Origin of the sequence: Paraclostridium dentum, from assembly GCF_012922555.1 — a bacterium.
GTDB lineage: Bacteria > Bacillota > Clostridia > Peptostreptococcales > Peptostreptococcaceae > Paraclostridium > Paraclostridium dentum.
In genome coordinates this window covers 959,042-984,194 of the sequence record NZ_WIPK01000001.1, presented here as the reverse complement: position 1 = coordinate 984,194, position 25,153 = coordinate 959,042, and the positions used below count along the sequence as shown (strand labels likewise).

Here is a 25,153-nt window from a genome sequence, read left to right as displayed (position 1 = left end):
AGAACAACAACGTCTGCATCTACGACATCTGAATTTTCTTGCAAATCTTCTACGGCACCTAGGACATATAAAGAATCTCCTCATTGAATCACCTCTATATAGTACGGCATAGTGTAATCTAAATATATATTTATATTTAAGCTTACTGTATTATATGCAATAAAAATATTTTTGTGATCAACTTGAATAAAAAATATGTAAATTTAAAACTATTTATCTATTTTAGTGCTTTCATGTCTTAGAAATCTGAATTTATATAGAAATAGAATTTAAGATTTAAAAGATAATATAAATACTGCCTAAAAAATTTTACAAATATCTATTAGTCAATAGACTTATTTTGTTAATATTTTTTTTCATATAAATTTATTAAGTCTAATATTAATGTTAATTACATAGATATTAAACCTTCTCTTAACTTGATAACCGGAAAGGAATTATGATTCTAATATGATTATTTTTTTATTATAATGATTTAGATGTCAGTTATAGAGACAACGTTAACCCTTTATAAAGAAATAACCATCATCATTGCAATGTGTTCGTAACACTTTACTAGACTCATAGATTTAACTTAAAGAAGCATCTATAAAATTATAGATTCTTTTTTTATATTGTATTAATTTTTCACAATTGGCATTAAAAGTATATAACAAACTAATGCTCCTACGGGTTCCGTTAATCCAGAAATGAATGAATATAAAAATGCTTTTTTTCTACTACTAGCTGCATAATAAATTGGAACAGATGTAGAAATTCCTTCAGGTAAATTATGAATAGCTATCGCTAATGCTGTAAAATACCAGTTCTCATTAATCTCACTTTTGCTCTTTGTGAATTTAAAATCTTTGAAGAGATTTGATTCAGTTCTTCAACATCTCTTACTTCATGAGGGTTAGTATCCTTTGGTATAAACGTATCTATTAAGGCTATAACTAAAATTCCTTCCAAAAAACCCAGTATGGTAGCTCCAGTTCCCGTTTTATCTCCAAATTATACAGATAAGGAATCTTTAGCCTTAACAAATATTTAGATCATTGAAACATATATCATAACTCCTGCTGAAAACCCTAGGCTACAGGATAAGAATTTTTTATTAGTATTTTTAGAAAAAAAGCGATGCAACTTCCTATTCCGGTTGATAGTCCTGCAATTAATGTAAGTAAAAAAGCAAAGCCAACGTTATCCATAAGTACCTCTTATAATTAAAAATTAATTTCGAATGAAAATACATATCATTTGTAAAAGTATAGCATAAGAAATTCATAAAGCATATTAAAAAATTTCAACATGTAATAATATATATGTTCATTTTTATGTAAATAAATATTTTTTAATAAAATAAGATGTCGTAACTTTAAAATATTTAAGCCTTAATTATCTAAAGTAGTATCAAAAACAACTTTAAAAGAATAAAAAAGACTGATTTACTTATAAATTTCTTTTTTTTTATTTTATTAGAATAATAAATAAAAAATTACATAACCTAACATTAGGTTTAATACTAAAACTGTCTTACACATAGAGTAATTTCCATGAAGAAATAAAACTATATAAACAATTTCTCCAAAAAAATCACTTACATAATGTAAGTGATTTTTTATCTAAAATATAAATAAATATTTTAGATATTATTTTTTGTATTTAAAGGAATAAATAAATATGTAGTTGAATACTAATATTAAAAAGGGTGTGAAAGGATGCCTAATAAAAAGAAACAAAAAAATAAAATCAATATACAATTGATAACTGCAGAAATTATTCTATTAGCAAGCGTTTTAGACTTAATAAAAGTCATAATAGAAAAGTTTTTGTAAAATGTTTCTTTTAATAATTGGCATTAAAAAATTAAAATATGAAAAAAGAAACACAGATACTAATACTAGCATGTAGTATATTTATATTAAGCCTAATATTAAGACACATTTAAAAAAGCAAGTACTGATTATAATTTTAATTAGTCCTTGCTGTTTAAGTGTATAGCTTCTAAAAAAGATCAAAAGAAAAATAATTTAAATTTGTATATTTAAATTCTAGATAATTGGGTATAAGAGAATTGTTCAACCAACGAACTGTAGTTGTAAAATTCAGTAGTTATCGTACCTAATTAAACGAGAAAAGGAGTACTCAAGCCAACGAGTACTCCTTATTTTTATATAAAAATATAAAATTAAAAATAATGACAAAGATTTACAAATTATAACAATACAAATGCTGTATACTATTACTGACTTATAAAATTGGAGGTTTAGCATGAATAAAAAGATAGTAGGATTAGTTTTAGCAGGTGTATTAGCTTTAGGAATGGTAGGATGTTCTAGTTCTAAAGGAGAAAATAATACAAATAAAAATACAGCTACAACTAAAGAAGAAGTGGGTTCTAAAAAAGATATACCAGAGGGGTTAGATAAAGAAATAGGTAATGGTACCATAGTTTTATCCACAGCAGGAGGAACAACTGAAAATGGGAATACCCCAATTGTATTTGTAGGACAAGACACACTATTAGATCAAATAGGTTTATCTGCTGAAAATTTCGATGGCAGCAAATTATCGTATGTGTATATAGACGGTATGCTTAATACTAAAGAACAACTTGGAGAAATGGCTCAAACTACAATAACAGTACAAGATAGTTCATTAAAAGAAGGAAAACATAAGGTAGAAGTTGTTCAATATTATAATGATGAACAGACTGGAACTCCTATAACTTATAAAGTTGTAACTTATGAAGTGAAAAACAAATAATAATATATAAATATTTTTAAGTTCAAACTTAGAAAAGGAATCGTAACGTTAATATGATTCCTTTTTTTATTTTTACAATTAAAATTTAATATATAGGTAAAAAAATTAAAAATAAATATTTCATTAATATGATTTACTTAAGGGTATAAAAATTTAATTTTATCAGCATCTGAGTTAACTTTTTAGTAAGTTAATTATTAAAAAGTTGAATTAATTAATTATTTATTGTAGAATAAAATTTACCAGTTTAGTTTTATTTAACTTAAAATACTAGACAAAACTTCAAATTAAATTACGAAAGTATTAAAAACTCTAGGTAGCTAACTATCTAGGACTTGTTCGAGAACCTCCAAGTATAAAAAACTAAGGTAATTATATAGTGGCAGTATATAAGACATATCCTTAGCTATGACTTTAAATTAAAAGTTGTAAGGTTCTCCTTATTAATAATTTTTTTAAGGAGGCATTTGTTATGCAAAAAAGAAAAGTAATAATTGACTGTGACCCAGGTATTGATGATTCATTAGCTTTATTATTAGCTATAAATTCACCGGAATTAGAAATATTGGGCATAACGACTTGCAGCGGGAATGTACCTGCTAAGATGGGAGCTGAAAATGCTCTATATACACTTCATAGATTTTCTGATAAAAACATAGATGTATATGTTGGAGAAGAAAATCCCCTAAAAAGAGAACTTGTAACAGCTCAAGACACACATGGAGAAGATGGTGTTGGAGAAAATTTCTATGAGAAAGTACCTAATAAGTTTATAAAATATGGAGGAGTAGATTTTATTATAGAAACACTAAAGAATAATGCAGATGTATCTATAATAGCTCTTGGACCATTGACTAATATTGCTAAAGCACTTATAAAAGACAAAGATGCTTTTAAAAACTTAGATGAATTTGTATCTATGGGCGGTGCATTTAAAATACATGGTAATTGTTCGCCTGTTGCAGAATTTAATTATTGGGTTGATCCACATGCAGCTGAATATATTTACAAAAATTTACCTAAAAAAATCCACATGATAGGGCTAGATGTAACTAGGAAAATAGTATTAACACCAAATGTTATCGAATTTATAAATAGGTTAGATAAAAACTTAGCTGAATATATAACACAAATAACAAGGTTTTATATTGATTTTCATTGGAACCAAGAAGGCATAATTGGATGTGTTATAAATGATCCATTAGCTGTAGCGTATTTTATAGATAGAAGTTTGTGTGATGGATTTGAATCATACACAGAAATAGTTGAAAGTGGAATAGCTATGGGGCAGAGTATAGTAGATTCTTTTGATTTTTATAAAAGAGATAATAACAGTATAGTGCTTACGGAAGTTGATGAAAAAAAATTCATGCTTATGTTTTTGAAAAGGCTGTTTCCTAAATATATAGATAAAATTGAATTGATAGGGGGATTACTTTAAATGAAAAAATCTCTATCTACATATCAAGTAACAATAATCGCTTTAGGTATTGTATTAAATGTAGTTGGTGCATTTATAGCACTGACATTAAGATTACCTATATACTTAGATTCAATTGGAACTATATTTATAGCTTGTATACTAGGACCTAGATATGCTGTTTTAACAGGAGTTTTAGGTAGTTTTGTAAGTGGAATGACGTTTGACATATACTCGTTATTTTTTATGCCAGTCCAAATATCAACGGGATTAATATGCGGAATTATGTTCAAAAAAGGCTTTTTAAAAGGTGGTAAAGTATTCATAGGAGTAATGGCTTTTTCAGTTCCAACTTCTATACTAAGTGCTATAATAGCAGCATTTGTATTTGGAGGAGTTACTTCATCAGGATCATCATATATAGTACAAATTTTATCCGCATTTGGGGTTAATAAAGTTGCTGGAGTATTTTTAACACAAGTTTTAACTGACTATACAGATAAATTTATAGCAGTTGTGATTGTAAAATATGCAGTTTCATTAGTTCCGCAAAATGTAGTAAATAAATTAAAATTTAAAAATAGTTATATGGAGATAAATAATGGATAGATATAGTGAAATCAATAATAAAAATAAACGTGAAATAGTGCTTCTGAAAGGATTTCCTTGTAAATGGGGTAAATGTTCATTTTGTGATTATACTCTAGATAATGACAATGATGAAGATGATATGAATAGATTGAATTTTGAAGTATTAGAAAATATTACAGGTAAATATAAAGTATTAGAAGTTATAAATTCAGGAAGTTGTTTTGAACTTCCTAAAAACACTTTAGATAGAATCAAAAGCATTATAATTGAAAAAAATATAGATAAATTATTTTTAGAAAGTCACTGGTGTTATAAAAATAGATTAGATGAAATGAGAAGATTTTTTAATATACCTATAATCTTTAAAACTGGAGTAGAAAGTTTTGATTATAATTTTAGAAATAACTTTTTAAAGAAAAATGCTAAGTTTAAAACAGTAGATGAGTTAAAAACTTACTTTGATTCACCTTGTATGATGGTAGGAATAAAGGGGCAGACAAAAGAAATGATAGACAAGGATATGGATATAGTTTTAAATAACTTTGAACATGCTACTATAAATGTATTTATAAATAACACTTCTAGCATAAAAAGAGATGAAGAATTAGTTACTTGGTTTAAAGAAAAGTATAAATTTTTAGATGAAAATGAAAAAATAGAAGTGCTTTATAATAATACTGATTTTGGAGTTGGTGAATAAAATATGTATGAATTTGGAAAAAATGTTACAATAATATGAAAAATTTTTAAAAAAATATGGAACTAAGTTCATATATAGTATAATATAATAACAAAGACGAAGAACTGAGGTGCTAATATATGAACAACATTATAAATAAGACATCAATAATATGTACAATGTTAATGGTTACAGTTAGCATGCTTTCAGGGTGCTCATCAAATGAAAGTATTACTGATAATAATATAAATAAAAAAATAGAATCTGAGAGTGTAAACATTGATATAAATGAAAAAAATGCTAAAGTATTGAAAATAGGTAAAACAGAAATAATAAATGAAAGCAAAAGTGGAAATAGTGAAGAACTTAATCTTATAGATACAAAAACTAAAGTTACAAATATAAGTGACTTTAATATTCGAAATATAGAACTAACATTTAGAGAGTATGATAAAGAAAACACTGCATTGGCAAAAACAGAAGCTTTATGCAAAATCACATTAAAACCAAATGAAAGTGCATATATACAAGCTGCACATAAAAAGTATACTAAAGACATTAAAGTTACGGGATACTCATATAACTTAGGAAATAAACTTGTAAGTGTAGATTTAGAAACTAATAAAATGGATATATCAACTACGAGAGAGAGAATTGTAAAAGATGCAAAATATGATATATTAGGAATATCTAAACCAGAGCTTGTAAGTGAGGTTAATGGTGGATATAGCTCTAAAATTACAATAAAAAATATTTCAGATAAAGATATAGGTAGTGTAGTTTTAGAAGTTGCAGAATTAAACGATGAAAATGAGTACACTAATGTAACTTACTTAGATTCATATGAAGTAATAAAAAAATCTCAAGATGTAAGTTTAAGTTCAGTACACTCTAATGATGCAAAGAAACTAGAGGTAATAGGATATATTTACGATGATGTAAAAGACAATACAACAGTTGAAGTAAATTTAAAATTAAATGAAGTAATATTATTAAAATAAAAAAATTAATAATTTGTATTGAAAATTGATTGCATATGTACTATAATATTTATTAAATAGAATAAAGAATATAGCTAAGAAGGAAAATAGTAAAAAGCAAGTTTGTATTCAGAGAGTGAGTGGTTGGTGAGAACTCATTACAATGGTTTTTGAATCCATTCCGGAGCTACTAGTCCGAAATAATAGTAAGATTAGTCGTAAACCTACGTTACAGGACTGAGGAGGTTTATATTTTTATAAAATATAAACAACTAGGGTGGCAACGCGGATAACAAGACTTTCGTCCCTTTTTTAAGGGTACGAGGGTCTTTTTTTATTACTTAGCTATAATTAATTACAGTAATAACTAAAACATATTAATTGAAACAAGGATAATATTGCAATAAAATGTAAAATTGGGTACATTTATACAACTATATTCTACCATGGAAGATAAAGAAAGTATACTAAAATATGCAAATATAATATTATAAAAATAATTAAAATTAAAAAGTCAAAAAAGCTTAATTCCTGAAAAAATAGATTTGATTAAAAAATATAAAAATATTGAAACAGGATTACTTGTTGTACCCCAAAATAGATGTTAAAAAAATTATTGCAAAAAAACGCAATTGAAAGAGATTAAATATGTTAATTAGTAAATAAAATTGTGATTAGTTTATAAAAAGATTTATAAAAAATTTTTACAAGTAAATAATAAAAGGGATGAATATAATAAAGTAATAAACAAATATATGTATAGGTTAAATAATATTATTTTAAGGAGAGGGTAATAATGAAAGAGAATAATCAAAACTATGGAAAGTTAGATTTTGTAAAATTAAATGAAACTTTAGCAGATCCAGAATTTGCAAATTGGTATTATAATCAAATAATGAATGGAACTGATGCAAATTTAGAGATAATGGGATTTGTAGATATTTTAAAGAAATACTCAGACGGGGAATACAAATAAATAAAAATAAACCTCACATTTGTGAGGTTTATTTTTATTTATTTGTATTTTTTATAAAACAATTCGTATAAAGGTATAGTTATGACTGAAGCAATAAAAGCATCTATCATATCATGCATTGTATCTGCAAGTCCACCAACTTGCATATTTGTTCCAAAGAAACTATCTATTAAAAATTCAGATATCTCCCATAAGCCAGCTATAGCCATGCTAAAACAAAACGTAAATACAATGATAACTTTCCTGTCAATTATCGTGTTTGAATTAGAATTTAGTAGCACAAAGGCATCATATGCAAATAAAACGGCTAAAACACCTGATAGAAAATGCATTATATCATCATAGTGGTTAATTATTCCATAAAAATCGAAACTGGAACCCAAGTAAGATGAAAATAAAACAAATATAAGTATTGAAAAAATTAAAATAGAAGAAATTACATTAATAAATTTTTTCGTTGTAAATTTTATAAATATAGTTATCATTAGAGAGCAAAAACAGGGTGCGATTTGAAATGGTTCTCCAAAAAAAATAAAGTATATTAAGGAAACTGTATATAATAATATAAGTATGTTTGTAGTTAAAATTAAGTATCTAGGAACTTCTTTTTTATAAAATAACAAAATGAAACCTCCTTTATGTTTTAATGTATTACTAATAATATATTAAAACAATTAAAAAAATATGTATAGCATAAAATTTCCTAATATAACAATAATTAATTGTGTTTTTTTAAAATAATTCCAAATACTAATATGGATTAAAGTTATAACTAAAATACATGAAGGGAGTTTTTTATATGCTAGCTAAAAAAATATATAAAAATATAAAAGAAGAGAAAAAAGAATTGGAGAGAAAGAATAAAAGACATAAAGCTGCAAAAATAACAACACTTACAGCTTTAGGAATAGGAGCAGCAACTATAGGAGCTACAATGGTATACAAAAAAGCTAAAGCAAAGCAAGAAGAGTATGACTATGATGATTATGGATATGGATTAGATAATATAGAAGAAAATGAAGACTATGAATTAAAATCTAAAATAGAAGAATTTAATAGTAATAGACTAAGCTATGACAATGAAGAACATGTATCAAATGAGGAAATGAGTAAATTTATAAATAAAATTGATAATGAAGATGAAAATTTAAACGAAAACCAATTTAAATAAAACTCCCTAAATGGGAGTTTTAATAATTTATACCAGCTGCTTTAACATTTTCTTTATTCATAGAACTACAAGGTGTAACACCATAAGTCATGTTGCAATGATTACATTTATCAACATGTGTGTTCATGATAAATGTATTTTCACAATTAGAACAAACAATTTCATGTGGTGTTCTTAATGGAAAATCAGCCTTATCTTTACTTCTAACTAAATCAACAACTTGCTTTCCATCATTCTTATTTGTATTTGCACATCCGCAAGACATAAAAAATCCTCCTAAGTTATAAATTATGTAGACTATTATATATGAAACAAATAAAAAAATCTGTAACAAATGTTACGAATTAGTATGTAATTTATTTAAAAAGATTTATAAAAATTATTATGCATGGAAGTGAAAAAATATCCAACAAGAATGCTCCTACTAAAGGGACTATCAACGATGCTTTTTCAGATGGACCATATTTATGAGTAACCGAATTTATGTTAGCTAATGCATTAGGTGTATTTCCTATTCCATGACCTATAATACCTGATATCATTACTGCTGCATCAAAATTTTTTCCTAACACTTTAAAACATACAAAAATTGAGTAAATTAATATGAATACAACCTGAGCAAAAATTATTAAAAGCATAGGGCCTGCAATAGTTGCTAAATCTAATAGATTTATACTCATAAGGGCTATTATTAAAAACATTGAAAGTGCAATATCACTTGCAAAATCTAATATATAAAAATTTAAATCTACTAATTTAACTTTATCATTGAAATTTCTAAATATACAAGCAACAATCATACAACCTACAACACTTGGTATAACAATAGATGTTTTTAAATATATTGTTTTTGCAATTAAGTTTCCGAAGTTTAAACACAGAAGAATAACTAACGTGTGTTCAAAAAAGTTTATTGTTGTAAAAATATTAGACTTAGAATTTCTTGTTAAAAAGTTTTTAGTTAAGAAATTAGATTTTTTATTATATAACTTAGGGTATGGATTAAACTTAGGTTTTAAATTATGTTTCTCAATTAGATATCGGGCTACTGGAGCACCTAAAAGACCTCCTATTATTATACCTAAAGTTGCAGAAGCAAGACCTATGGTTACAGCGCCATTTATTCCCATTTTTTCGATAGTACTTCCAAATGCGGCTGCATTTCCATGTCCGCCTTCCATTGAAATAGTTCCGCACATAAGAGCTATTAATGGATGAATATTAGTGATTTTAGCTATTGTAACTGCTATTATATTTTGAGAAAGTGCTAAAAAGCCACAGAGAATCCAATACTTAAATAGCAAGCTACCTCCTTTTCTTACAAGTTTAAAGCTAGCGTTGAGCCCTAAAATTGTGAAAAAAACAGTCATAAATATAGATATAAAATTTTGAGAGACACTAATATTTACAATATTGAAAATTCTTAATAATAATGACAAAAGTGTAAAAAGCAATCCTCCTATAACTGGTGATGGTATACAAAATTTTGAAAAAAATTTAATTTTATCTTTTAAGAAAGTACCAATTATGAAAAAAACTATAGCTATAGATAAGGTAGATATCAAATTTAGATTTACATTCAAATCAAAGCACCTCCTAGAGAAAATTATATGACTGTAACTTGGAATTAATGAAAGTATATTTAAAAAAATATAGTAAAACATATAAAAATAGCGAAAAACGGGCTACAATAATCGACAATTAATTTAAATGGTAAAATTTTAAATAAAATCTTGTTTTATTATGGCAAAATAGGGTAATATATATAATATAAAAATATTTTGCGGGGTGGTAAATATGAAAAAAATAAATGAATTATTAAAAGAGTTTAAGGATGAATTAAAAGGCATAATGGATACTATGTTAGTAAGTGAAAGGTTAAACTCTCAAAGATGTATAGCAAAAGATATAGATACAACTAAGACAATAATAGAACCAAAGGAAGAAAAAAGAGAACTTGATGAACAAGAAATGAGAAAACTACATAAGTCTTTAACTAATTTAGTTGAAAATTTAAAGGGTGTAGGTGGAGAATTATTAGTAAGTGAAAGATTAAATACACAAAGATGTATAGCAAAAGATATAGACACAACTAAAACAATCATAGATCAAAAAGAAGATGAACATATAAGCATGGAAGAAATTGAAAAATTAGCAGATGAAGCTAAAGGTCTAGTTAACACTATGCTAAATGAAGAAAAATTAAATGAAGAAGTAGATGCAGTAAAAGGAAATGATACTACAGAAACAATAATAGATAAAGAGAAAAATTTAGAAAATACAGAAGAGTTCCACAAATTAGTAGAAGAGTTAAAAACATTAATGTCTACTATGTTAGTAGGAGAAAGATTAAATACACAAAGATGTATAGCAAAAGATATAGACACAACTAAAACAATCATAGATCAAAAAAATAAAAAAGTAAAATAGCTTGTCTATTTTACTTTTTTATTTTTTTGTGAGAAAATTATTATAAATACTTTATTAAATACTAATATTCAATAAAAGATGATTAACATGAAATGCATTGGACATAAATTAAATATAGGTAAAATGTAAATGATACAGATAATCATTTACAAATGAAAAATAAAGTAGTATAATTTAAAATATAAAATTTTCGGAGGATGATTTATGAGTATACTGATAAACAGTGCTGAAGAGACTTTCTTACATGTAGGATCACTAGTCAGCATGTCTATATTATTATTTGGATTTATAAACTACAAAACAAGCGGAAGTTTTGTAGAAATAATAAGTAGAAATAAAAAATTACAACCGCTATTTGGAGCTTTGTTAGGAGCTCTTCCTGGATGTGGGGGAAGTATAGTTTTAATGCCATTATTTATAAGCAATAAGGTAACTTTTGGAACAATAATAGCAAGTTTAATTGCTAGCATGGGAGATAGTGCATTTTTAATGATGACAACTGATTTTAAAGCATATATTTTAGTAACAATTATAAGTTTTTTAGTTGGTATTTTAACTGGATACATAGTTGATTATTTTAAAACCGAAGAAAAGTTAGAACTACATAAATGCAAGTCTAATTTGGATAAAAGTAAATCTAATAATTGTTCAAGAACATCAAACTCTAATTCATGTGATATTCAAAAAAGTAGAAGATTTTACCACCTAGCACATGAAATAGTTCATGGAATAGGATATAAAATATATTTATTACTCCTTATAACTGGATGTATATTTATGATACTAGCGCATTCAGGTCTAGAGTTTGGGTTTATAGAAGCTATGCATTCATTTGAAGAGATAATAGCTATAGTAGGTATAGTAGCATCTTTTATATATATGATAATGACTAAAAAAGTTATTGAAAATGAAAATTTTGAAGAGAATGAACATAAACTTATGTCGTTAAAAGAAACTTTAATACACTCTGTAAGTGAAATATCATTTGTAATTGTTTGGATCTTTGTAGCATATGTATTATATGATTTAATTATACTTATGGCTGGAGGAGAAGAAGCACTAGTAAACTTAATATTAGGAGCAGGGGTTATAAGTGTATTTGCTGGAGCTGCACTTGGAATTGTACCAGGATGTGGGGTTCAAATTGTAGTTATGTCATTTTACTTAAAAGGAAGCTTACCTTTTGCAGCATTAGTTGCAAATAGCATATCTCAAGATGGAGATGCATTATTTCCTTTATTAGCTATGGATAAAAAGTCTGCTTTATGGGCAACTATAATAACCACAATTCCATCAATTATAGTAGGATTATTAATTTATTTCATATAGAAAAAAGTTTATGGTTAATTTATAATCATATATTCATATTCTATAATATAGGTTTTATTATGGAGGAGTATATGAAAAATAATGGTATGATTGTAGGAATAGCGATTGGGGTTTTAGCTGGAGTATTATTTACAAGAATAAATTTTACAACACTTATTACTTTAGCACTTGGAATATGGATTGGATATTTTTTATCAAATAAAAAATAGAAGCTATCTCATGATTATGAGATAGCTTTTTTATTATTTTAAAATGTATGATTTATTATAAAATGTAAAATGGATATAATAAATAGTATAAAGTACATATAAATATATTGGGGAGGTGGGCTTGTGAGACACTTTATGGTTTATATGAAAAAATATTTTGCTTTATTTATTTTAGGCATAGTGTTGGTTAGCTTTGAAGCTATTTGTGATTTGATGCAACCTACGATACTGGCTAACATTATAGACATAGGTATAGCAAATAAAGATATGAATTATCTGATAAACAAAGGATTTTTAATGGTAGTTATAACAATAGCAGGAGCCGTTTTTGCTATTTTAAGAAGTATAATTTCAACAAATGTATCTCAAAAATTTGCTAGAGATTTAAGGAGCGATGTATTTGAACATATAAATTCATACTCATTTGAGAATATAGATAAAATAACTAAAGGATCTTTAATAACTAGGAGCACCAATGATATTAACCAAATACAACAATTTGTAAATGGCTTAATGAGAATAATAATAAAAGCACCTATACTTTGCATAGGTAGTTTTATATTGGCTATGAAGCTAAATTTAAAACTTTCAGTAGTATTATTAGTTGGCATAATTATTATATTTGGCATAATTATCATAAATTTAAATATAGGAACACCTTATTTTAAAAAAGTTCAAATATCTTTAGACAATTTAAATTCAAATTTAAGACAATATCTATGTAACATAAGAATCGTTAAGTTATTTAATAGAGTAAAGTATGAAGAAGAAAAATTTGAAAATGTGAACATGGATTTATTAGAATTAACTGAAAAAGCTATGAAAATTAGTGCTGTATTTAAACCAACAATAACTTTAATTTCAAATATAATAATAGCAGCTATATTATACTTAGGATCAAAATTAATTTTTAAAAATGAAATTGAAGTAGGGGTTATTGTAGCTTATATAAATTACATAGGTCGAATATTGACCTCATTACTTATGATAGCTCATATTTTTAATGTGTTTATAAGAGCAAAAGCGTCTAGTGAAAGAGTTATAGAAGTTTTAGATACTCAAAATGATATAGATAAGAGAGGAAATATAAAAATAGATATCAGTGGTAGTTTAGAATTTAAAAATGTGAATTTTTCATATACTGATAATGAGAAAGTATTAAACGATATAAGTTTCAAAATAAATCAAGGAGAACATATAGGTATAATTGGACCAACAGGAAGCGGGAAAACAACTTTAATAAGTTTAATAATGAAATTTTATAAAATAGACAAAGGAATTTTAAATATAGATGGAAATGATATAAATGACTTGGATAGCAAAAACTTAAGAGAGTATATTGGATTAGTTCCACAAAAAAGTATTTTGTTTAATAAAACTATAATTAATAATATAAAAATGGGAAATAGAAAAGCTTCATTAGATGAGGTTATAGACGTATGTAAAATATGTGAATGTGATGAATTTATAAATAATTTTGAAAGTGGATATGAACAAATGGTTGGGGAAAATGGAGCCAATTTATCAGGAGGGCAAAAGCAAAGAGTCTGTATAGCTAGAGCATTAATAAAAAATCCTAAAATTTTAATTTTAGATGATTCATTTAGTGCTATGGACATAAAAACTGAAAATAGAATTAAAAACAATATAAAAAACTACCTAGATAATACTACATACATAGTGGTTTCTCAAAAGATTAGTTCTATATTAGACATGGATAAAATAATAGTTTTAGAAAATGGAAAAATAGTTGGTTTTGATAATCATAGTAGTTTATTAAAACAATGTGATATGTATAAAGAAATATACAACTCTCAAATATCGCCAGATGTATAAAGGTGGTGGGTAATCAATGAAAAGTAAGATTGAAAGTAGATTTACGCCAAGGAAGAAACCTAAAAATACGAGAAAGACAATTTTAAGACTTTTAAAATATTTTAATAATGAGAAAAAAACATTAATATTAATAAGTATTTTAGTTTTTTTAGATTGTTTAATTGTTATATTAATACCGCTTTTAATAGGAAAGTGCATAGATATAATAGATATGAATGTACTTGGAAAATCTATATTTAAAATAACATTGGGAGCTTTAATTAGTTTTTATCTAATTGACTCAGTTGTAAGTTTATTTAAGGAATTTATAATAATAAATATGTCTCAAAGGGTCATAAAAAAAATACGATCGTCTGTTTTTTCAAAGCTCCAAACATTGCCTATTGCATATTTTGATGAACATAAAAATGGAGATTTAATGAGTAGGATAACTAATGATATTGACAATATAAGTAGTGGAATATCAAGTTCAATAGCTCAGATAATTACATCTATTATAACTATTTTTGGAACAGTAATTATGATGTTTATATTAAGTCCTCAGCTTACGATATTAAGTATAATTACAATGCCTCTGGTTATTATACTAAGCAAATTTATTGCGAGAAGAAGCAAGTCATTTTTTAAAAACCAACAAATAGAATTAGGGTTATTAAATTCACATATAGAAGAAAATATAAAAAATATGAATGTAATAAAATCTTTTAACTATGAAGATGACTCAGTAGAAAGTTTTAATGAAATAAATGATAGGCTTTTGAGAGAATCTTTAAAAGCACAAATATATAGTTCGCTACTTATGCCTATGATGAATGTTATTACAAACATATCATTTACGCTTATTTCAGTAGCAGGGGCATACCTTTCAATAAAGAAAATAATAACTGTAGGAACTATAGCTACATTTTTAAGTTATACAAAACAATTTACTAGGCCTTTAAATGAACTTGCAAATTTATTTAATACATTTCAGATATCAATAGCTGGATGCGAAAGAGTTTTTGAAATATTAGATGAAGAGGTAAAAGAAAAACATGTAATTAAAGGTGTTAAAAGTAAAAATATGTTAAAAGGGGATATAGAATTTAAAAATGTATGGTTTAAATATGGAAAAGGTGATTATATATTAAAGGATTTAAACTTTAAAATTAAAGATGGAACAAGCAATGCCATAATAGGTACGACTGGAAGTGGCAAAACAACTATTATAAATCTTATAAATAGATTATATGAGCATGATAAAGGAAAGATTTTAATAGGAGGATGTGATATTAACGATTATGATAAAGAATACTTTAATAACTCTTTATCAATTGTATTACAAGATATATACTTGTTTAATGGAACGATTTTAGAGAATATAAAGTATTCAAAATTAGATGCCACAAAAGAAGATGTAATTGATGCATGTAAAATCTCTAATTCACATAGTTTCATAATGAAATTAAAAAACAATTATGATACATGGATAGAAGAAGGCGGAGATAGTTTAAGTATAGGACAAAAACAATTAATAAGTATATCAAGAGCTATACTAAAAGAATCACCAATATTGATTTTAGATGAGGCTACAAGCAGTATAGATACTAATACAGAAAGAAAAATACAAGAAGCTATAAAATATGCGATGAAAGACAAAACCAGTATAATAATAGCACATAGATTAAGTACTATAAGGTATTGCGATAACATAATGGTAGTAGATAAAGGGGTAATAGCTGAAAGTGGAACTCATGAGCAATTAATGAATAAAAAAGGCATTTACTACGATAGTATATGCTCACTAAATGGAGACAACATGAATTAAGGTGACATATAGGTCTTCTAGATGTCACCTTAAAACTTAAAATATGTAATTAAAAGAAATAATTTAAAAAACCAGTATGTTCGTTAAAAATATTAAAACCTATTAAAATAAGTATTATTCCTCCTGAAAATTTAGCAAAACTTCCTAGAAAATTCCCAACCTTATTTCCTATTAATACACCTAAAAAACAAAGTATGAATGTTATTATGCCTATGCAAAGTATTATAGGCAGTATTGAAATATTTAAAAATGAAAAACTAATGCCTACTGCAAGAGCATCTATGCTAGTAGCTATAGCTAAAATAAATATATCAAAATTACTTAGTTTAGATGACTTAGAACCATCATCTTTTGAAAAAATCATATTTAGACCTAGAAAACATAGCAAAATTAATGCTATTACGTGGTCAATAGACTTTATATATTCAGAAAATCCAATACCTATTTTCCAACCGATAAGAGGCATTAAAGCTTGAAATAATCCAAAAGAAAATGCAATTTTAAGAGCAAGTTTAAAATCTAATTTTTTTATACACATACCTTTAGACAATGATACAGTGAATGCATCCATAGATAGTGCAACAGAAGTCATTAATATGAAAGTTATGCTCATGAAAATCCTCCCTATATATACTAAAATAAAATAGTTCAATATTAATATATATATAGATTGATATGCAAATAGTCCAAGTTTTTAAAAAAAGCGTACTTTACTATTTGTAAGGTACGCTTTTTAAACTATTTCTCTAATTGTTTTAATTCTTTTTTTATTTCTTTATCTATTTTTTTTATTTCTTTATTTTCATCTTTTATTATTTTACTTTCTTCTCTTTCTAGTGCTCTTTCTTCTTTTTTCATTTCATGTTTTAATTCTTTAGCAAACTTGTGATCATCATGTTCTTCTTTTTTTATTTCGCTGTTTATTTCCTTAGATTCTTTTTTACATTCTTTTTCTAACTCTTTTTCTTCTTTCTTCATTTGATGCTTTAATTCTTTAGCAAATTTATGTTCTTCATGATTTTCATGTCTAAGTTCTTTTTTATCTTCATGTCTGGATTTTAAACATTCTACATCTTTTTTTAATTCGTCTTCTATGTGTTTTACTTCATTTTTAACAGTCATCTTTAACATCTCCTTAAGAATAATTGATTTAATAATTAAATCTTAGCACTAGTGCCAAAATATGTAAATAGATAGCAAAAAACGTCGAAAGTTTTATATTTTCTAAAATATTACACACATCAAAAATATGAATAATTTTAATCTAATTATATAAATAGGCGAAATTTTTTACAATTATGAAAATTTATACATAAAATTTTTATAGATTATAGAAAAAGTACTAAATAAATAATATAATAATATAAGTGGGTAAAAAAGGAGGGGGTTTGTTATAAAAAAGTATAGTGGAGAAATTGGATTATTATTAGTATCTCTAATTTGGGGAAGTGGATTTGTAGCAACTCAGCTTGGGTTGGAAAATGGACTTACTCCATTTCAATTAATGACAGGTAGGTTTTTTATAGGTGCACTTTTAATAAGTGTAATATTCTTTAAAAAACTTATAAATATAAATAAAAAAGATATTATTTCAGGGGTATTACTTGGTATATTTTTATTTATAGCATTTTCTTTTCAGACGTTTGGATTGAAATATACAACTTCAGCAAAAAGTGCATTTTTAACAGCTGCAAATGTTGTAATGGTACCATTTGTAGGATGTATTTTATATAAACGAAAGATAGAAAAAATAGGAATTATAAGTAGTTTAATTGCACTTATAGGAATAGGAATAATTTCATTGGAGTCAGATTTTCGTATAAGTTTTGGAGATGGACTAACATTAATATGTGCAGTTGGGTTTGCTATGCATATATTTTTAACTAGTGAATTTACAAAAAAACACGATCCTGTCGTACTTACATGTATACAAATGGCAACAGCATTTTTACTATCGTTGATATTACAGGTTTTTGCAGGAGAATCAAGTACTACTATAAACAGTTCAACTATAGGATCTGTGCTATTTTTAGGTATATTCAATACAACTATATGTTTTCTTGGGCAAACTATATGCCAAACTAAAGTTGATGGAACTAAAACAGCAATATTATTATCCACTGAAGCAATATTTGGAATGCTTTTTTCTGTAATAATAGCAAAGGAAATAATAACGCTTAGAATGATTTTGGGAAGTTTATTTATATTCATAGCTATTATTTGTGCAGAAACAAAATTAGCATTTTTATTTAAAACAGAAGATTCGTTAGAGCTTAATGAAGCTGAATAAAACATTAGGTAAGTCATATTAAATAGATTGAATATTTTAATATGACTTATTTTGTTTTTATAATATTTGGAAAATTGCGAATTTATTAAAGTAGTTTATTTTAAAAGTGGTTTTATATGAGCTGGAAGTAATATAATTATATAGTATAAAACAATTTGTGAGGAGGGATGCTATGAGAATTAACAATTTGTTAAAAACATATGATGGCTTGTCAAAAGAAGTATATGTTTTGTTTATTGGAAGGATTGTAAATAGTTTAGGGGCTTTTGTACATCCTTTAATGGCTTTAATTTTAACTCAAAAAATTGGGTTATCAGTATCTGAAGCAGGTATGTTTATAACAATACTATCTGCATTTCAAGCACCTGCAATGATATTTGGAGGGAAATTAGCAGATACGATAGGAAGAAGAAAAGTTATAATTATTTGTCAGTTTCTTGGAGCCTTAACACTTATAGCTTGTGGGTTTATGAAACCTTCGATAACAATGGCAAAAATAATGATTTTGTCATCTTGTCTATATTCAATTTCATCACCTGCATTTGAAGCTTTAAATGCAGATATAACAACATATAAAAATAGAAAAGCTTCGTATTCTCTTTTATACATGGGAAGCAATATAGGGTTTTGCATAGGACCTATATTAGGGGGACTTTTATATGAAAATTACTTACCACTTATATTTATAGGAGATGGAATTACCACTTTAATAGCATTAGCCTTAATAATTTTATTTGTAAAAGAACGAAAAGTAAATGATGAAAATTATGAAAACGAAGAGATTTTAAGTGATTTAGAACAAAAGGTAGAAGGTTCTGCATTTAAAGTTTTGATTCAAAGACCTACACTAATATTCTTTTCTTTAGGAGTATTGATGTACTATTTTTCATATTCACAGTGGGGGTTTGCATTACCGATACAGTTAGAAGATTTATTTGGATCAAATGGAGCAAAACTTTATGGATTGCTAGGTGGAATAAATGGAGTAGTAGTTATAGTATTTACACCTATAATTACATCTTTAACAACAAAAATGAATGTATTAAAAGCTATGTCTATTGGAGGGTTATTTTATGCAATTGCATTTTTTATGTTTGGAATAGTAAATACCGTAGTTTTATTTTTTATAGGTGTATTTTTAATGACAATAGGAGAAATTTTAATAGTTATAAATCAAGGAACGTTTATTGCGAATAACACTCCAGCATCACATAGAGGAAGAATAAGTTCGATATTACCTTTAATATCAGGAATCGGATTTGCAATAGGACCTATGATTATGGGTGATATGATAGAAAAATACAATATATTTGTAGGATGGATGATTGTTGCAACAGTTGCTACTTTTGGAATGGTTACGATGATGATGATAAAAAAGAGTATGAAAAATAATTAAAGGAAAATGAACAAATGAGTCATATAAGTATATATAAGAAGAAATAACTGTAAGATGAGGTGTTTATATGAGTAAAAAAATTGCAGTAATATATAAAACTAAATATGGTAGTACCAAAAAATATGCAGGATGGATTGCTTTGAAGTTAGATGCAGATTTATATGAAATTTCAGATATAAGGTCAAAACATTTAGACGAATATGAAACTATAATATTTGGAGGTGGCATATATAGGGGAAAAATAAATGGATTAAACTTTATTGATCAAAATTATAATAAAATAAAAGATAAGAATATTTATATTTTTTCAGTTGGAATGGAAAGTATAAGTGAAAATAGAAAAGAATCATTAATAAAAAATAATTTTAAAAATATAGAAGAAAAAAATGTTGGATTTTACAATTTTAAAGGGGGATTAGATTATAGTTCACTAAGCTTCATAGACAAAATTATGATGAAAGCACTAAAAAGCATGATAGACAAAAAGACTAAATCAGATTTAACAGAAGATGATAAAGTTGTTTTAAGGGGATTTGAAGAAAAAATAGACTTAACTGATAAAAAATCTATAAAAGAATTGATAGATAAAATAAATGTGTATAAAAGTGCTAATGATAATTAAATTTAATTATCATTAGCACTTTTTTTAAATAAATAAAAACATTCTTAAAAATTCATAATAATCATCTGTTGAAAAAGATATTGTTTGAGTATTTATTAATTTACATTTTGGATAGAAAGAAGCTTTATAAGCATCATAGTGATTTTTAAATTTGATTTCTATGTCAAAGAAATCAGGGAGTTTTATTATATGTCTAGAAAGATCACCTGATAGAGCTTGCTCAACACCATCTTTTATATTTTTTAAAGCTATATCTGGATGTATAGAGATAGATGCATTTCCAATTCCTTTTGATACAGGAACTGTTACTATATTTGGATTTAGTTTTTTAGCATTTTTACAAAGCAGTTCATCTCCACTTAAAAATGCTACAGGAACATTAAAGTAAGCACTTGTATATGCATTTACCATAAATTCTGTTGCGATTTCATCATTTATCTTTACATAATCATATTTAGAACTATTCATTGTATGAGAAAGTGGGTTCCCATCTTGACTAGCTCCACTATGATATCCTATAAAAAGAGTTGCATCAAAAGTAGGATCAATACCTGACATCATAATAAGAGGACCATTAGTCCATCCTCTAACTAAGCTTACATTTGTAGGAAGTAAAGCTGGATTAATATTTCGAGCGCTATCATGAGCATCTTTTACTAAAATAAAATCACAATTATTTTTGTTGGCTCCATCACAAGCTGATTTAACCTCTTTAGTCATCTGAGTTCTATGATATTCTGAATGAACACAATTAAGGTTAGTTTCCTCCCAATTTACAATTCCGCACGTACCTTCTATATCAGCGCTTATATATACTCTCATAAAATCTCCCCCTAATCTTTATTAAAATTAAAATTATTAAGAGGACTGTCTATTAATAATTTTAATTTTCATATAATAGATATAGTTATTTAAATTTAAAAATATACATATAAAAAGCATATTAATGGAGGAAGCTTATGAATTTAACAAGAGAAACTTACTTAGAGATTGATTTAGATATAATAAATAAAAATATATGTGAGATAAAAAAATATATTTCAAAAAATACAAAATTAGCTATAGTAGTTAAAGCAGATGCATATGGGCATGGAGCAGTTGAATTATGTAAAAATATAGATAAAGAAAATGTAGATTATATATGTGTTGCAGCTATAAGTGAAGCTTTTGAATTAAGAGAAAATAATATAGATTTACCCATTTTAGTAATGGGATATGTTCCAGATAATTACTTGGAGCTGGCTATTGAAAGAAACATAACAATTACAGTGTTTTCAACTAAGCAAGCTAATATAATTAATGTTATTTGCAAGACAAAAAATATTAAAGGTAAGATTCATATAAAAATAGATACAGGATTTAATCGATTAGGATTTAAAATTAATGAATCTACTATTGAAGATATAAAAGATATTATAAATTTAGATCATATATTTGTTGAAGGAATTTTCTCCCATTTAGCACTTAAAGATAAGATATCTGATTATGAACAATTCAATAAGTTTAAAAACATATTAGATGAAATTTTAAAATATAAAGATATACCTATAAAGCATATATGTGACAGTATAGGTATGGTAGCTTATGAGGATTTCCATTTAAATATGGTTAGGGTTGGATCTAGTATATATGGATATAATAGCCGCAAATCAAATTTAAATTTGTGTGAAGCTATTACATTTAAATCAAAAATAATACAAGTGAAAAGACTTCTTAAAGGAGAAGGTGTAAGCTATGATTATTCATATATAGCAAATAAAGATATGAATGTAGGTATTATACCGTGTGGATATGCAGATGGAATACCAAGATGTCTATCAAATAAAGGTTATGTATATGTAAATAATAAAAAATGCAATATAATAGGTAAAATTTGTATGGATCAAATGATTATAGATATAAGTGGTATAAATGAAAGTGATTATGAAAAAGATGTTGTCTTTTATGGAAAAAATGGACCTAATATTTTAGAGATTGCAAACTTATGTGATACAAATAGAAATGAAATACTTGTATTAACGTCAAGAAGAGTTGATAAAGTTTATTTAAAAAATAATAAAATAATAAAAAGTTTAAATTATATAATGGGGGGATGATTAATTATGATATTTCCAAAACAGTTAAAAAAAGGTGATACAATAGGAATAATAGCACCATCAAGTCCTTATAAACCTGAGAGCAAGGATTCTTTAAACTTTGAAATTGACAAAATAAAAAGAACCATTGAAAGTTTTGGATATAAAGTAAAAATGGGAGACACTTGCTATCTAAGCTATAAAGGATATTTAGCAGGTGATGACAATACAAGAGTTAAAGATATAGAAACAATGTTTAACGACAAAGAAGTTGATGGGATTTTATGTCTTAGGGGTGGATATGGAACACCTAGAATACTTGATAAAATAAACTATGATATTATAAAAGCAAATCCAAAAGTATTTATTGGGTACTCAGATATAACTGCACTTCATATAGCTTTTAATCAATATTGTAATTTGGTAACTTACCATGGAATAATGGCATCAACATCACCAAACTGGCATGACTTTACTTACAATTCTTTTAAAAATATGATTAATATGAAAGATACCTTAGCTATAGAAAATCCTATGGGAGAAGAATTATATACTATAGTAGAAGGAGTTACAGAAGGAAAAATAATAGGTGGCAATTTATCGTTGATAGCAAGTACTATGGGAACTAAATATGAGATTGATACTAAAGATAAAATTTTGTTTATAGAAGAAGTTGGAGAACAAATCTATAGAATAGATAGAATGCTTACACAATTAGAATTAGGAGATAAATTTAAAGATTGCAGAGGTATTATATTTGGAGATTTTGAAGATTGCAAAAAAGAAAAAGCTGATGATTATGAGTTATATGATTTACTATCAGATAGAGTTAAAAAGTACAATAAACCTTGTATATACAACTTGCAATCAGGACATTGTAATCCAATGATAAGTATACCTTTAGGAGTAAATTGCAAATTAGATGCTACAAATAAAAATATATATTTTAGTAGATAGAAAAAAGCAGTTACATAAAATTTTATGTAACTGCTTTTTTAACTTAAAGATATTAAAAGAGGTTACTATCTAACATAAAAAATATATGGTAGAATTATGTATATACATAAGAGATTTAAAGAGGTGGATATATGTTTAATGTAGCGATAATAACTTTAAGTGACAAAGGTTCTATGGGTAAAAGAGAAGATATAACAGGAAAAAAGCTTGCTGATTTTATAAATGGCAAAGAAGAATATGAAGTTAAATATTACACTATGATTCCTGACGATAAAGAAATGCTAAAAAATGAAATTATAAAATTATGTGATTTAGATGTAGATTTGATATTAACTAATGGAGGAACTGGATTTTCTAAAAGAGATATAACTCCAGAAGCTACAAAGGAAGTTATTGAAAGGGAGATTCCGGGAATTAGTGAATACATAAGAATGGAATCTTGTAAAATAACTAAGAGAGCAATGCTTAGCAGAGGTGTAAGTGGGATAAGACAAAATACGGTTATAATAAATTTACCAGGAAGTCCTAAAGGAGCGATAGAAAGCATCGAATTTGTAATAGATACCATAGGACATGGGATAGATATACTAAAAGGTGAAGCTGTGGAGTGTGCAAATGATAGACAAGTATAACAGAGAAATAGACTACTTAAGAATTTCTTTAACCGACAAATGTAATTTAAGGTGTATTTATTGTATGCCTAAAAAAATTGAATTTGATAAGAATATAAATGATATATTAAGTTTTGAAAATTATAAATTTATAATTAAAGGATTCTCAAAATTAGGCATAAAAAAGGTAAGATTTACAGGTGGAGAACCTCTTATCTATGATAAATTACAAGAACTTATAAAGTATACAAAAGAAAATTGTAATATAGATGATATATGTATAACGACAAATGCTATAGGTCTTTATGAAAAAATAGATAAGCTAAAAGAAAATGGATTAAAAAAAGTTAATATAAGTTTGGACTCTCTAGATGAAGATAAATATAAAAAAATAACTAGAGGTGGAGACTTAAAAGAAGTATTAAAATCAATTGATAGATGTGTGGAATTAGGCATAAAAGTAAAAATAAACTGTGTTTTAATAAAAGGATTAAATGATGATGAACTAAATCAATTTATAAATTTAACAAAATGTAAGGAAATAGATGTTAGATTTATAGAATTGATGCCTATAGGAGAAGGTTTAAAAATATTTAAAAATGGATATATCAATTTAAAAGAAGCTTTAAATAAAATAGAAAACTTAAAACCTATAAAAAATGAAGAAAAAAGTGTTGCATCTTATTATAAACTTGAAAATTCAAAAGGAAAAGTAGGAATAATTACACCTATGAGTTGCTCGTTTTGTAGTGAATGTAATAGAATAAGAATGACTTCTAATGGCAAAGTAAAATTGTGTTTACATTCTAGTGAAGAGTTAGACATTAATGAGTATTTAAACAATGAGAATGAGTTTACTAATTTGATAGAAAAGTATATATACGAAAAACCAGAAAAACATAAATTAATAGAAAATAAAAAGAGTGATACAAAAAGAAATATGAATCAAATAGGTGGTTAAAAACATAATAAATAAAAAAGCTATCATATTAAATGTATATAGATAGCTTTTTTTAATCTTAAAGT

Annotated in this window: 27 protein-coding genes, 1 riboswitch and 1 other annotated feature; of the genes, 19 read left to right on the top strand and 8 right to left on the bottom strand. The window is 25.9% G+C overall.

The annotated features are described in order from the left end of the window. Positions 1–619: 619 nt before the first annotated feature. Together GFJ41_RS19600 and GFJ41_RS19035 are read right to left on the bottom strand one after the other, a co-directional pair. On the bottom strand, positions 620–757 hold the full coding sequence (locus GFJ41_RS19600; RefSeq protein ID WP_334296656.1) for a hypothetical protein: 138 nt from the start codon (positions 755–757) through the stop codon (positions 620–622). A 29-nt stretch (positions 758–786) separates the two neighbouring features. Then, the gene (locus tag GFJ41_RS19035; RefSeq protein WP_332841118.1) at positions 787–951 is read right to left on the bottom strand and encodes a hypothetical protein; all 165 of its coding nucleotides are present in this window, start codon (positions 949–951) and stop codon (positions 787–789) included. 1,302 nt (positions 952–2,253) lie between these two features. On the opposite strand from GFJ41_RS19035, the gene GFJ41_RS04745 reads away from it, so the two are divergent. The 6 genes from GFJ41_RS04745 (at position 2,254) to GFJ41_RS04720 (ending at position 7,394) form a co-directional block, all read left to right on the top strand. Beyond that, positions 2,254–2,748, top strand: coding sequence for a hypothetical protein (locus tag GFJ41_RS04745; RefSeq protein ID WP_170074731.1), 495 nt, complete (start codon positions 2,254–2,256; stop codon positions 2,746–2,748). 328 nt (positions 2,749–3,076) lie between these two features. Beyond that, a riboswitch (PreQ1 riboswitch) is annotated at positions 3,077–3,121 on the top strand. Between the two features lie 99 nt (positions 3,122–3,220). Next, positions 3,221–4,189: a nucleoside hydrolase gene (locus GFJ41_RS04740; protein ID WP_170074730.1), complete on the top strand. Its 969-nt coding sequence runs from the start codon at positions 3,221–3,223 to the stop codon at positions 4,187–4,189. Further along, on the top strand, positions 4,190–4,777 hold the full coding sequence (locus tag GFJ41_RS04735; RefSeq protein WP_021431348.1) for an ECF transporter S component: 588 nt from the start codon (positions 4,190–4,192) through the stop codon (positions 4,775–4,777). Beyond that, the gene (locus tag GFJ41_RS04730; protein ID WP_170074729.1) at positions 4,770–5,459 is read left to right on the top strand and encodes a radical SAM protein; all 690 of its coding nucleotides are present in this window, start codon (positions 4,770–4,772) and stop codon (positions 5,457–5,459) included. Before GFJ41_RS04735 ends, GFJ41_RS04730 begins: the two co-directional genes overlap by 8 nt. Positions 5,460–5,578: 119 nt before the next feature. Next, positions 5,579–6,439 (top strand): hypothetical protein, encoded by an 861-nt coding sequence (locus tag GFJ41_RS04725; protein WP_021431346.1) that lies wholly within the window; start codon positions 5,579–5,581, stop codon positions 6,437–6,439. Positions 6,440–6,506: 67 nt separating this feature from the next. Further along, positions 6,507–6,730 (top strand) — a binding site (T-box leader). A 484-nt stretch (positions 6,731–7,214) separates the two neighbouring features. After that, a complete protein-coding gene (locus tag GFJ41_RS04720) occupies positions 7,215–7,394 on the top strand; it encodes a hypothetical protein (protein WP_021431345.1) in 180 nt (59 codons plus the stop codon). 38 nt (positions 7,395–7,432) lie between these two features. Here GFJ41_RS04720 and GFJ41_RS04715 read toward each other — a convergent pair whose 3' ends face one another. Beyond that, the gene (locus GFJ41_RS04715; protein WP_170074728.1) at positions 7,433–8,017 is read right to left on the bottom strand and encodes a DUF2238 domain-containing protein; all 585 of its coding nucleotides are present in this window, start codon (positions 8,015–8,017) and stop codon (positions 7,433–7,435) included. Positions 8,018–8,193: 176 nt separating this feature from the next. Here GFJ41_RS04715 and GFJ41_RS04710 point away from each other — a divergent pair, with 176 nt between their 5' ends. After that, complete coding sequence (locus tag GFJ41_RS04710; RefSeq protein ID WP_035115845.1) at positions 8,194–8,565, top strand: hypothetical protein; 372 nt, start codon at positions 8,194–8,196, stop codon at positions 8,563–8,565. A gap of 19 nt (positions 8,566–8,584) precedes the next feature. Here the strand turns inward: GFJ41_RS04710 and GFJ41_RS04705 are convergent, their stop codons facing one another. Next, complete coding sequence (locus tag GFJ41_RS04705; protein WP_021431342.1) at positions 8,585–8,830, bottom strand: hypothetical protein; 246 nt, start codon at positions 8,828–8,830, stop codon at positions 8,585–8,587. Between the two features lie 91 nt (positions 8,831–8,921). After that, a complete protein-coding gene (locus tag GFJ41_RS04700) occupies positions 8,922–10,148 on the bottom strand; it encodes a sodium/glutamate symporter (RefSeq protein ID WP_226890218.1) in 1,227 nt (408 codons plus the stop codon). A gap of 214 nt (positions 10,149–10,362) precedes the next feature. Here GFJ41_RS04700 and GFJ41_RS04695 point away from each other — a divergent pair, with 214 nt between their 5' ends. The 5 genes from GFJ41_RS04695 (at position 10,363) to GFJ41_RS04675 (ending at position 16,176) form a co-directional block, all read left to right on the top strand. Then, positions 10,363–10,995 carry a hypothetical protein gene (locus GFJ41_RS04695; protein ID WP_035115854.1) on the top strand — a complete coding sequence of 211 codons (633 nt, stop codon included), beginning with the start codon at positions 10,363–10,365 and terminating at the stop codon, positions 10,993–10,995. A 204-nt stretch (positions 10,996–11,199) separates the two neighbouring features. Then, on the top strand, positions 11,200–12,324 hold the full coding sequence (locus GFJ41_RS04690; protein ID WP_053831921.1) for a putative manganese transporter: 1,125 nt from the start codon (positions 11,200–11,202) through the stop codon (positions 12,322–12,324). Between the two features lie 71 nt (positions 12,325–12,395). Next, on the top strand, positions 12,396–12,533 hold the full coding sequence (locus tag GFJ41_RS04685; protein ID WP_170074726.1) for a hypothetical protein: 138 nt from the start codon (positions 12,396–12,398) through the stop codon (positions 12,531–12,533). Positions 12,534–12,677: 144 nt separating this feature from the next. Beyond that, the gene (locus GFJ41_RS04680) at positions 12,678–14,369 is read left to right on the top strand and encodes an ABC transporter ATP-binding protein (protein WP_226890217.1); all 1,692 of its coding nucleotides are present in this window, start codon (positions 12,678–12,680) and stop codon (positions 14,367–14,369) included. Between the two features lie 16 nt (positions 14,370–14,385). After that, positions 14,386–16,176 (top strand): ABC transporter ATP-binding protein, encoded by a 1,791-nt coding sequence (locus GFJ41_RS04675; protein WP_170074724.1) that lies wholly within the window; start codon positions 14,386–14,388, stop codon positions 16,174–16,176. 49 nt (positions 16,177–16,225) lie between these two features. On the opposite strand, the gene GFJ41_RS04670 is transcribed toward GFJ41_RS04675, so the two are convergent. Both GFJ41_RS04670 and GFJ41_RS04665 read right to left on the bottom strand, forming a co-directional pair. Then, complete coding sequence (locus GFJ41_RS04670; RefSeq protein WP_025162627.1) at positions 16,226–16,789, bottom strand: manganese efflux pump MntP; 564 nt, start codon at positions 16,787–16,789, stop codon at positions 16,226–16,228. A 125-nt stretch (positions 16,790–16,914) separates the two neighbouring features. Next, a complete protein-coding gene (locus GFJ41_RS04665; RefSeq protein WP_170074723.1) occupies positions 16,915–17,298 on the bottom strand; it encodes a hypothetical protein in 384 nt (127 codons plus the stop codon). 271 nt (positions 17,299–17,569) lie between these two features. Here GFJ41_RS04665 and GFJ41_RS19030 point away from each other — a divergent pair, with 271 nt between their 5' ends. The 3 genes from GFJ41_RS19030 to GFJ41_RS04650 all read left to right on the top strand — a co-directional run bounded on the left by GFJ41_RS19030 (position 17,570) and on the right by GFJ41_RS04650 (position 20,484). After that, positions 17,570–18,466, top strand: coding sequence for a DMT family transporter (locus GFJ41_RS19030; protein WP_170074894.1), 897 nt, complete (start codon positions 17,570–17,572; stop codon positions 18,464–18,466). Positions 18,467–18,638: 172 nt separating this feature from the next. After that, entirely contained in the window at positions 18,639–19,862 is a 1,224-nt protein-coding gene (locus GFJ41_RS04655; RefSeq protein ID WP_226890216.1) for an MDR family MFS transporter, read from the top strand. A gap of 67 nt (positions 19,863–19,929) precedes the next feature. Next, the gene (locus tag GFJ41_RS04650) at positions 19,930–20,484 is read left to right on the top strand and encodes a flavodoxin domain-containing protein (protein ID WP_021431331.1); all 555 of its coding nucleotides are present in this window, start codon (positions 19,930–19,932) and stop codon (positions 20,482–20,484) included. Positions 20,485–20,508: 24 nt separating this feature from the next. Here GFJ41_RS04650 and GFJ41_RS04645 read toward each other — a convergent pair whose 3' ends face one another. Continuing rightward, the gene (locus tag GFJ41_RS04645; RefSeq protein WP_025162625.1) at positions 20,509–21,306 is read right to left on the bottom strand and encodes a M55 family metallopeptidase; all 798 of its coding nucleotides are present in this window, start codon (positions 21,304–21,306) and stop codon (positions 20,509–20,511) included. A gap of 137 nt (positions 21,307–21,443) precedes the next feature. Between GFJ41_RS04645 and alr the strand changes: the two genes are divergently transcribed. The 4 genes from alr to moaA all read left to right on the top strand — a co-directional run bounded on the left by alr (position 21,444) and on the right by moaA (position 25,088). Further along, positions 21,444–22,580 carry an alanine racemase gene (gene alr, locus GFJ41_RS04640; protein ID WP_170074722.1) on the top strand — a complete coding sequence of 379 codons (1,137 nt, stop codon included), beginning with the start codon at positions 21,444–21,446 and terminating at the stop codon, positions 22,578–22,580. A gap of 6 nt (positions 22,581–22,586) precedes the next feature. Then, the gene (locus GFJ41_RS04635) at positions 22,587–23,516 is read left to right on the top strand and encodes a S66 peptidase family protein (protein WP_029878217.1); all 930 of its coding nucleotides are present in this window, start codon (positions 22,587–22,589) and stop codon (positions 23,514–23,516) included. Between the two features lie 131 nt (positions 23,517–23,647). Further along, positions 23,648–24,148 (top strand): MogA/MoaB family molybdenum cofactor biosynthesis protein, encoded by a 501-nt coding sequence (locus GFJ41_RS04630; protein WP_150885249.1) that lies wholly within the window; start codon positions 23,648–23,650, stop codon positions 24,146–24,148. Continuing rightward, positions 24,132–25,088: a GTP 3',8-cyclase MoaA gene (gene moaA, locus GFJ41_RS04625; RefSeq protein ID WP_170074721.1), complete on the top strand. Its 957-nt coding sequence runs from the start codon at positions 24,132–24,134 to the stop codon at positions 25,086–25,088. The genes GFJ41_RS04630 and moaA overlap by 17 nt, the downstream gene beginning before the upstream one ends. Positions 25,089–25,153: the final 65 nt, after the last annotated feature.

Bases quoted from the DNA above. Each gene is read 5' to 3' on its own strand.
- GFJ41_RS04690 (WP_053831921.1), top strand. From the start codon at position 11,200: ATGAGTATACTGATAAACAGTGCTGAAGAGACTTTCTTACATGTAGGA.
- GFJ41_RS04735 (WP_021431348.1), top strand. From the start codon at position 4,190: ATGAAAAAATCTCTATCTACATATCAAGTAACAATAATCGCTTTAGGT.
- GFJ41_RS04740 (WP_170074730.1), top strand. From the start codon at position 3,221: ATGCAAAAAAGAAAAGTAATAATTGACTGTGACCCAGGTATTGATGAT.
- GFJ41_RS04630 (WP_150885249.1), top strand. From the start codon at position 23,648: ATGTTTAATGTAGCGATAATAACTTTAAGTGACAAAGGTTCTATGGGT.
- GFJ41_RS04710 (WP_035115845.1), top strand. From the start codon at position 8,194: ATGCTAGCTAAAAAAATATATAAAAATATAAAAGAAGAGAAAAAAGAA.
- GFJ41_RS04635 (WP_029878217.1), top strand. From the start codon at position 22,587: ATGATATTTCCAAAACAGTTAAAAAAAGGTGATACAATAGGAATAATA.
- GFJ41_RS04705 (WP_021431342.1), bottom strand. From the start codon at position 8,830: ATGTCTTGCGGATGTGCAAATACAAATAAGAATGATGGAAAGCAAGTT.
- GFJ41_RS04685 (WP_170074726.1), top strand. From the start codon at position 12,396: ATGAAAAATAATGGTATGATTGTAGGAATAGCGATTGGGGTTTTAGCT.
- GFJ41_RS04650 (WP_021431331.1), top strand. From the start codon at position 19,930: ATGAGTAAAAAAATTGCAGTAATATATAAAACTAAATATGGTAGTACC.
- GFJ41_RS04725 (WP_021431346.1), top strand. From the start codon at position 5,579: ATGAACAACATTATAAATAAGACATCAATAATATGTACAATGTTAATG.
- GFJ41_RS04720 (WP_021431345.1), top strand. From the start codon at position 7,215: ATGAAAGAGAATAATCAAAACTATGGAAAGTTAGATTTTGTAAAATTA.
- moaA (WP_170074721.1), top strand. From the start codon at position 24,132: ATGATAGACAAGTATAACAGAGAAATAGACTACTTAAGAATTTCTTTA.
- GFJ41_RS04655 (WP_226890216.1), top strand. From the start codon at position 18,639: ATGAGAATTAACAATTTGTTAAAAACATATGATGGCTTGTCAAAAGAA.
- GFJ41_RS04665 (WP_170074723.1), bottom strand. From the start codon at position 17,298: ATGACTGTTAAAAATGAAGTAAAACACATAGAAGACGAATTAAAAAAA.
- GFJ41_RS04730 (WP_170074729.1), top strand. From the start codon at position 4,770: ATGGATAGATATAGTGAAATCAATAATAAAAATAAACGTGAAATAGTG.
- GFJ41_RS04675 (WP_170074724.1), top strand. From the start codon at position 14,386: ATGAAAAGTAAGATTGAAAGTAGATTTACGCCAAGGAAGAAACCTAAA.
- GFJ41_RS04745 (WP_170074731.1), top strand. From the start codon at position 2,254: ATGAATAAAAAGATAGTAGGATTAGTTTTAGCAGGTGTATTAGCTTTA.
- GFJ41_RS04645 (WP_025162625.1), bottom strand. From the start codon at position 21,306: ATGAGAGTATATATAAGCGCTGATATAGAAGGTACGTGCGGAATTGTA.
- GFJ41_RS04695 (WP_035115854.1), top strand. From the start codon at position 10,363: ATGAAAAAAATAAATGAATTATTAAAAGAGTTTAAGGATGAATTAAAA.
- GFJ41_RS04670 (WP_025162627.1), bottom strand. From the start codon at position 16,789: ATGAGCATAACTTTCATATTAATGACTTCTGTTGCACTATCTATGGAT.
- GFJ41_RS04680 (WP_226890217.1), top strand. From the start codon at position 12,678: ATGAAAAAATATTTTGCTTTATTTATTTTAGGCATAGTGTTGGTTAGC.
- alr (WP_170074722.1), top strand. From the start codon at position 21,444: ATGAATTTAACAAGAGAAACTTACTTAGAGATTGATTTAGATATAATA.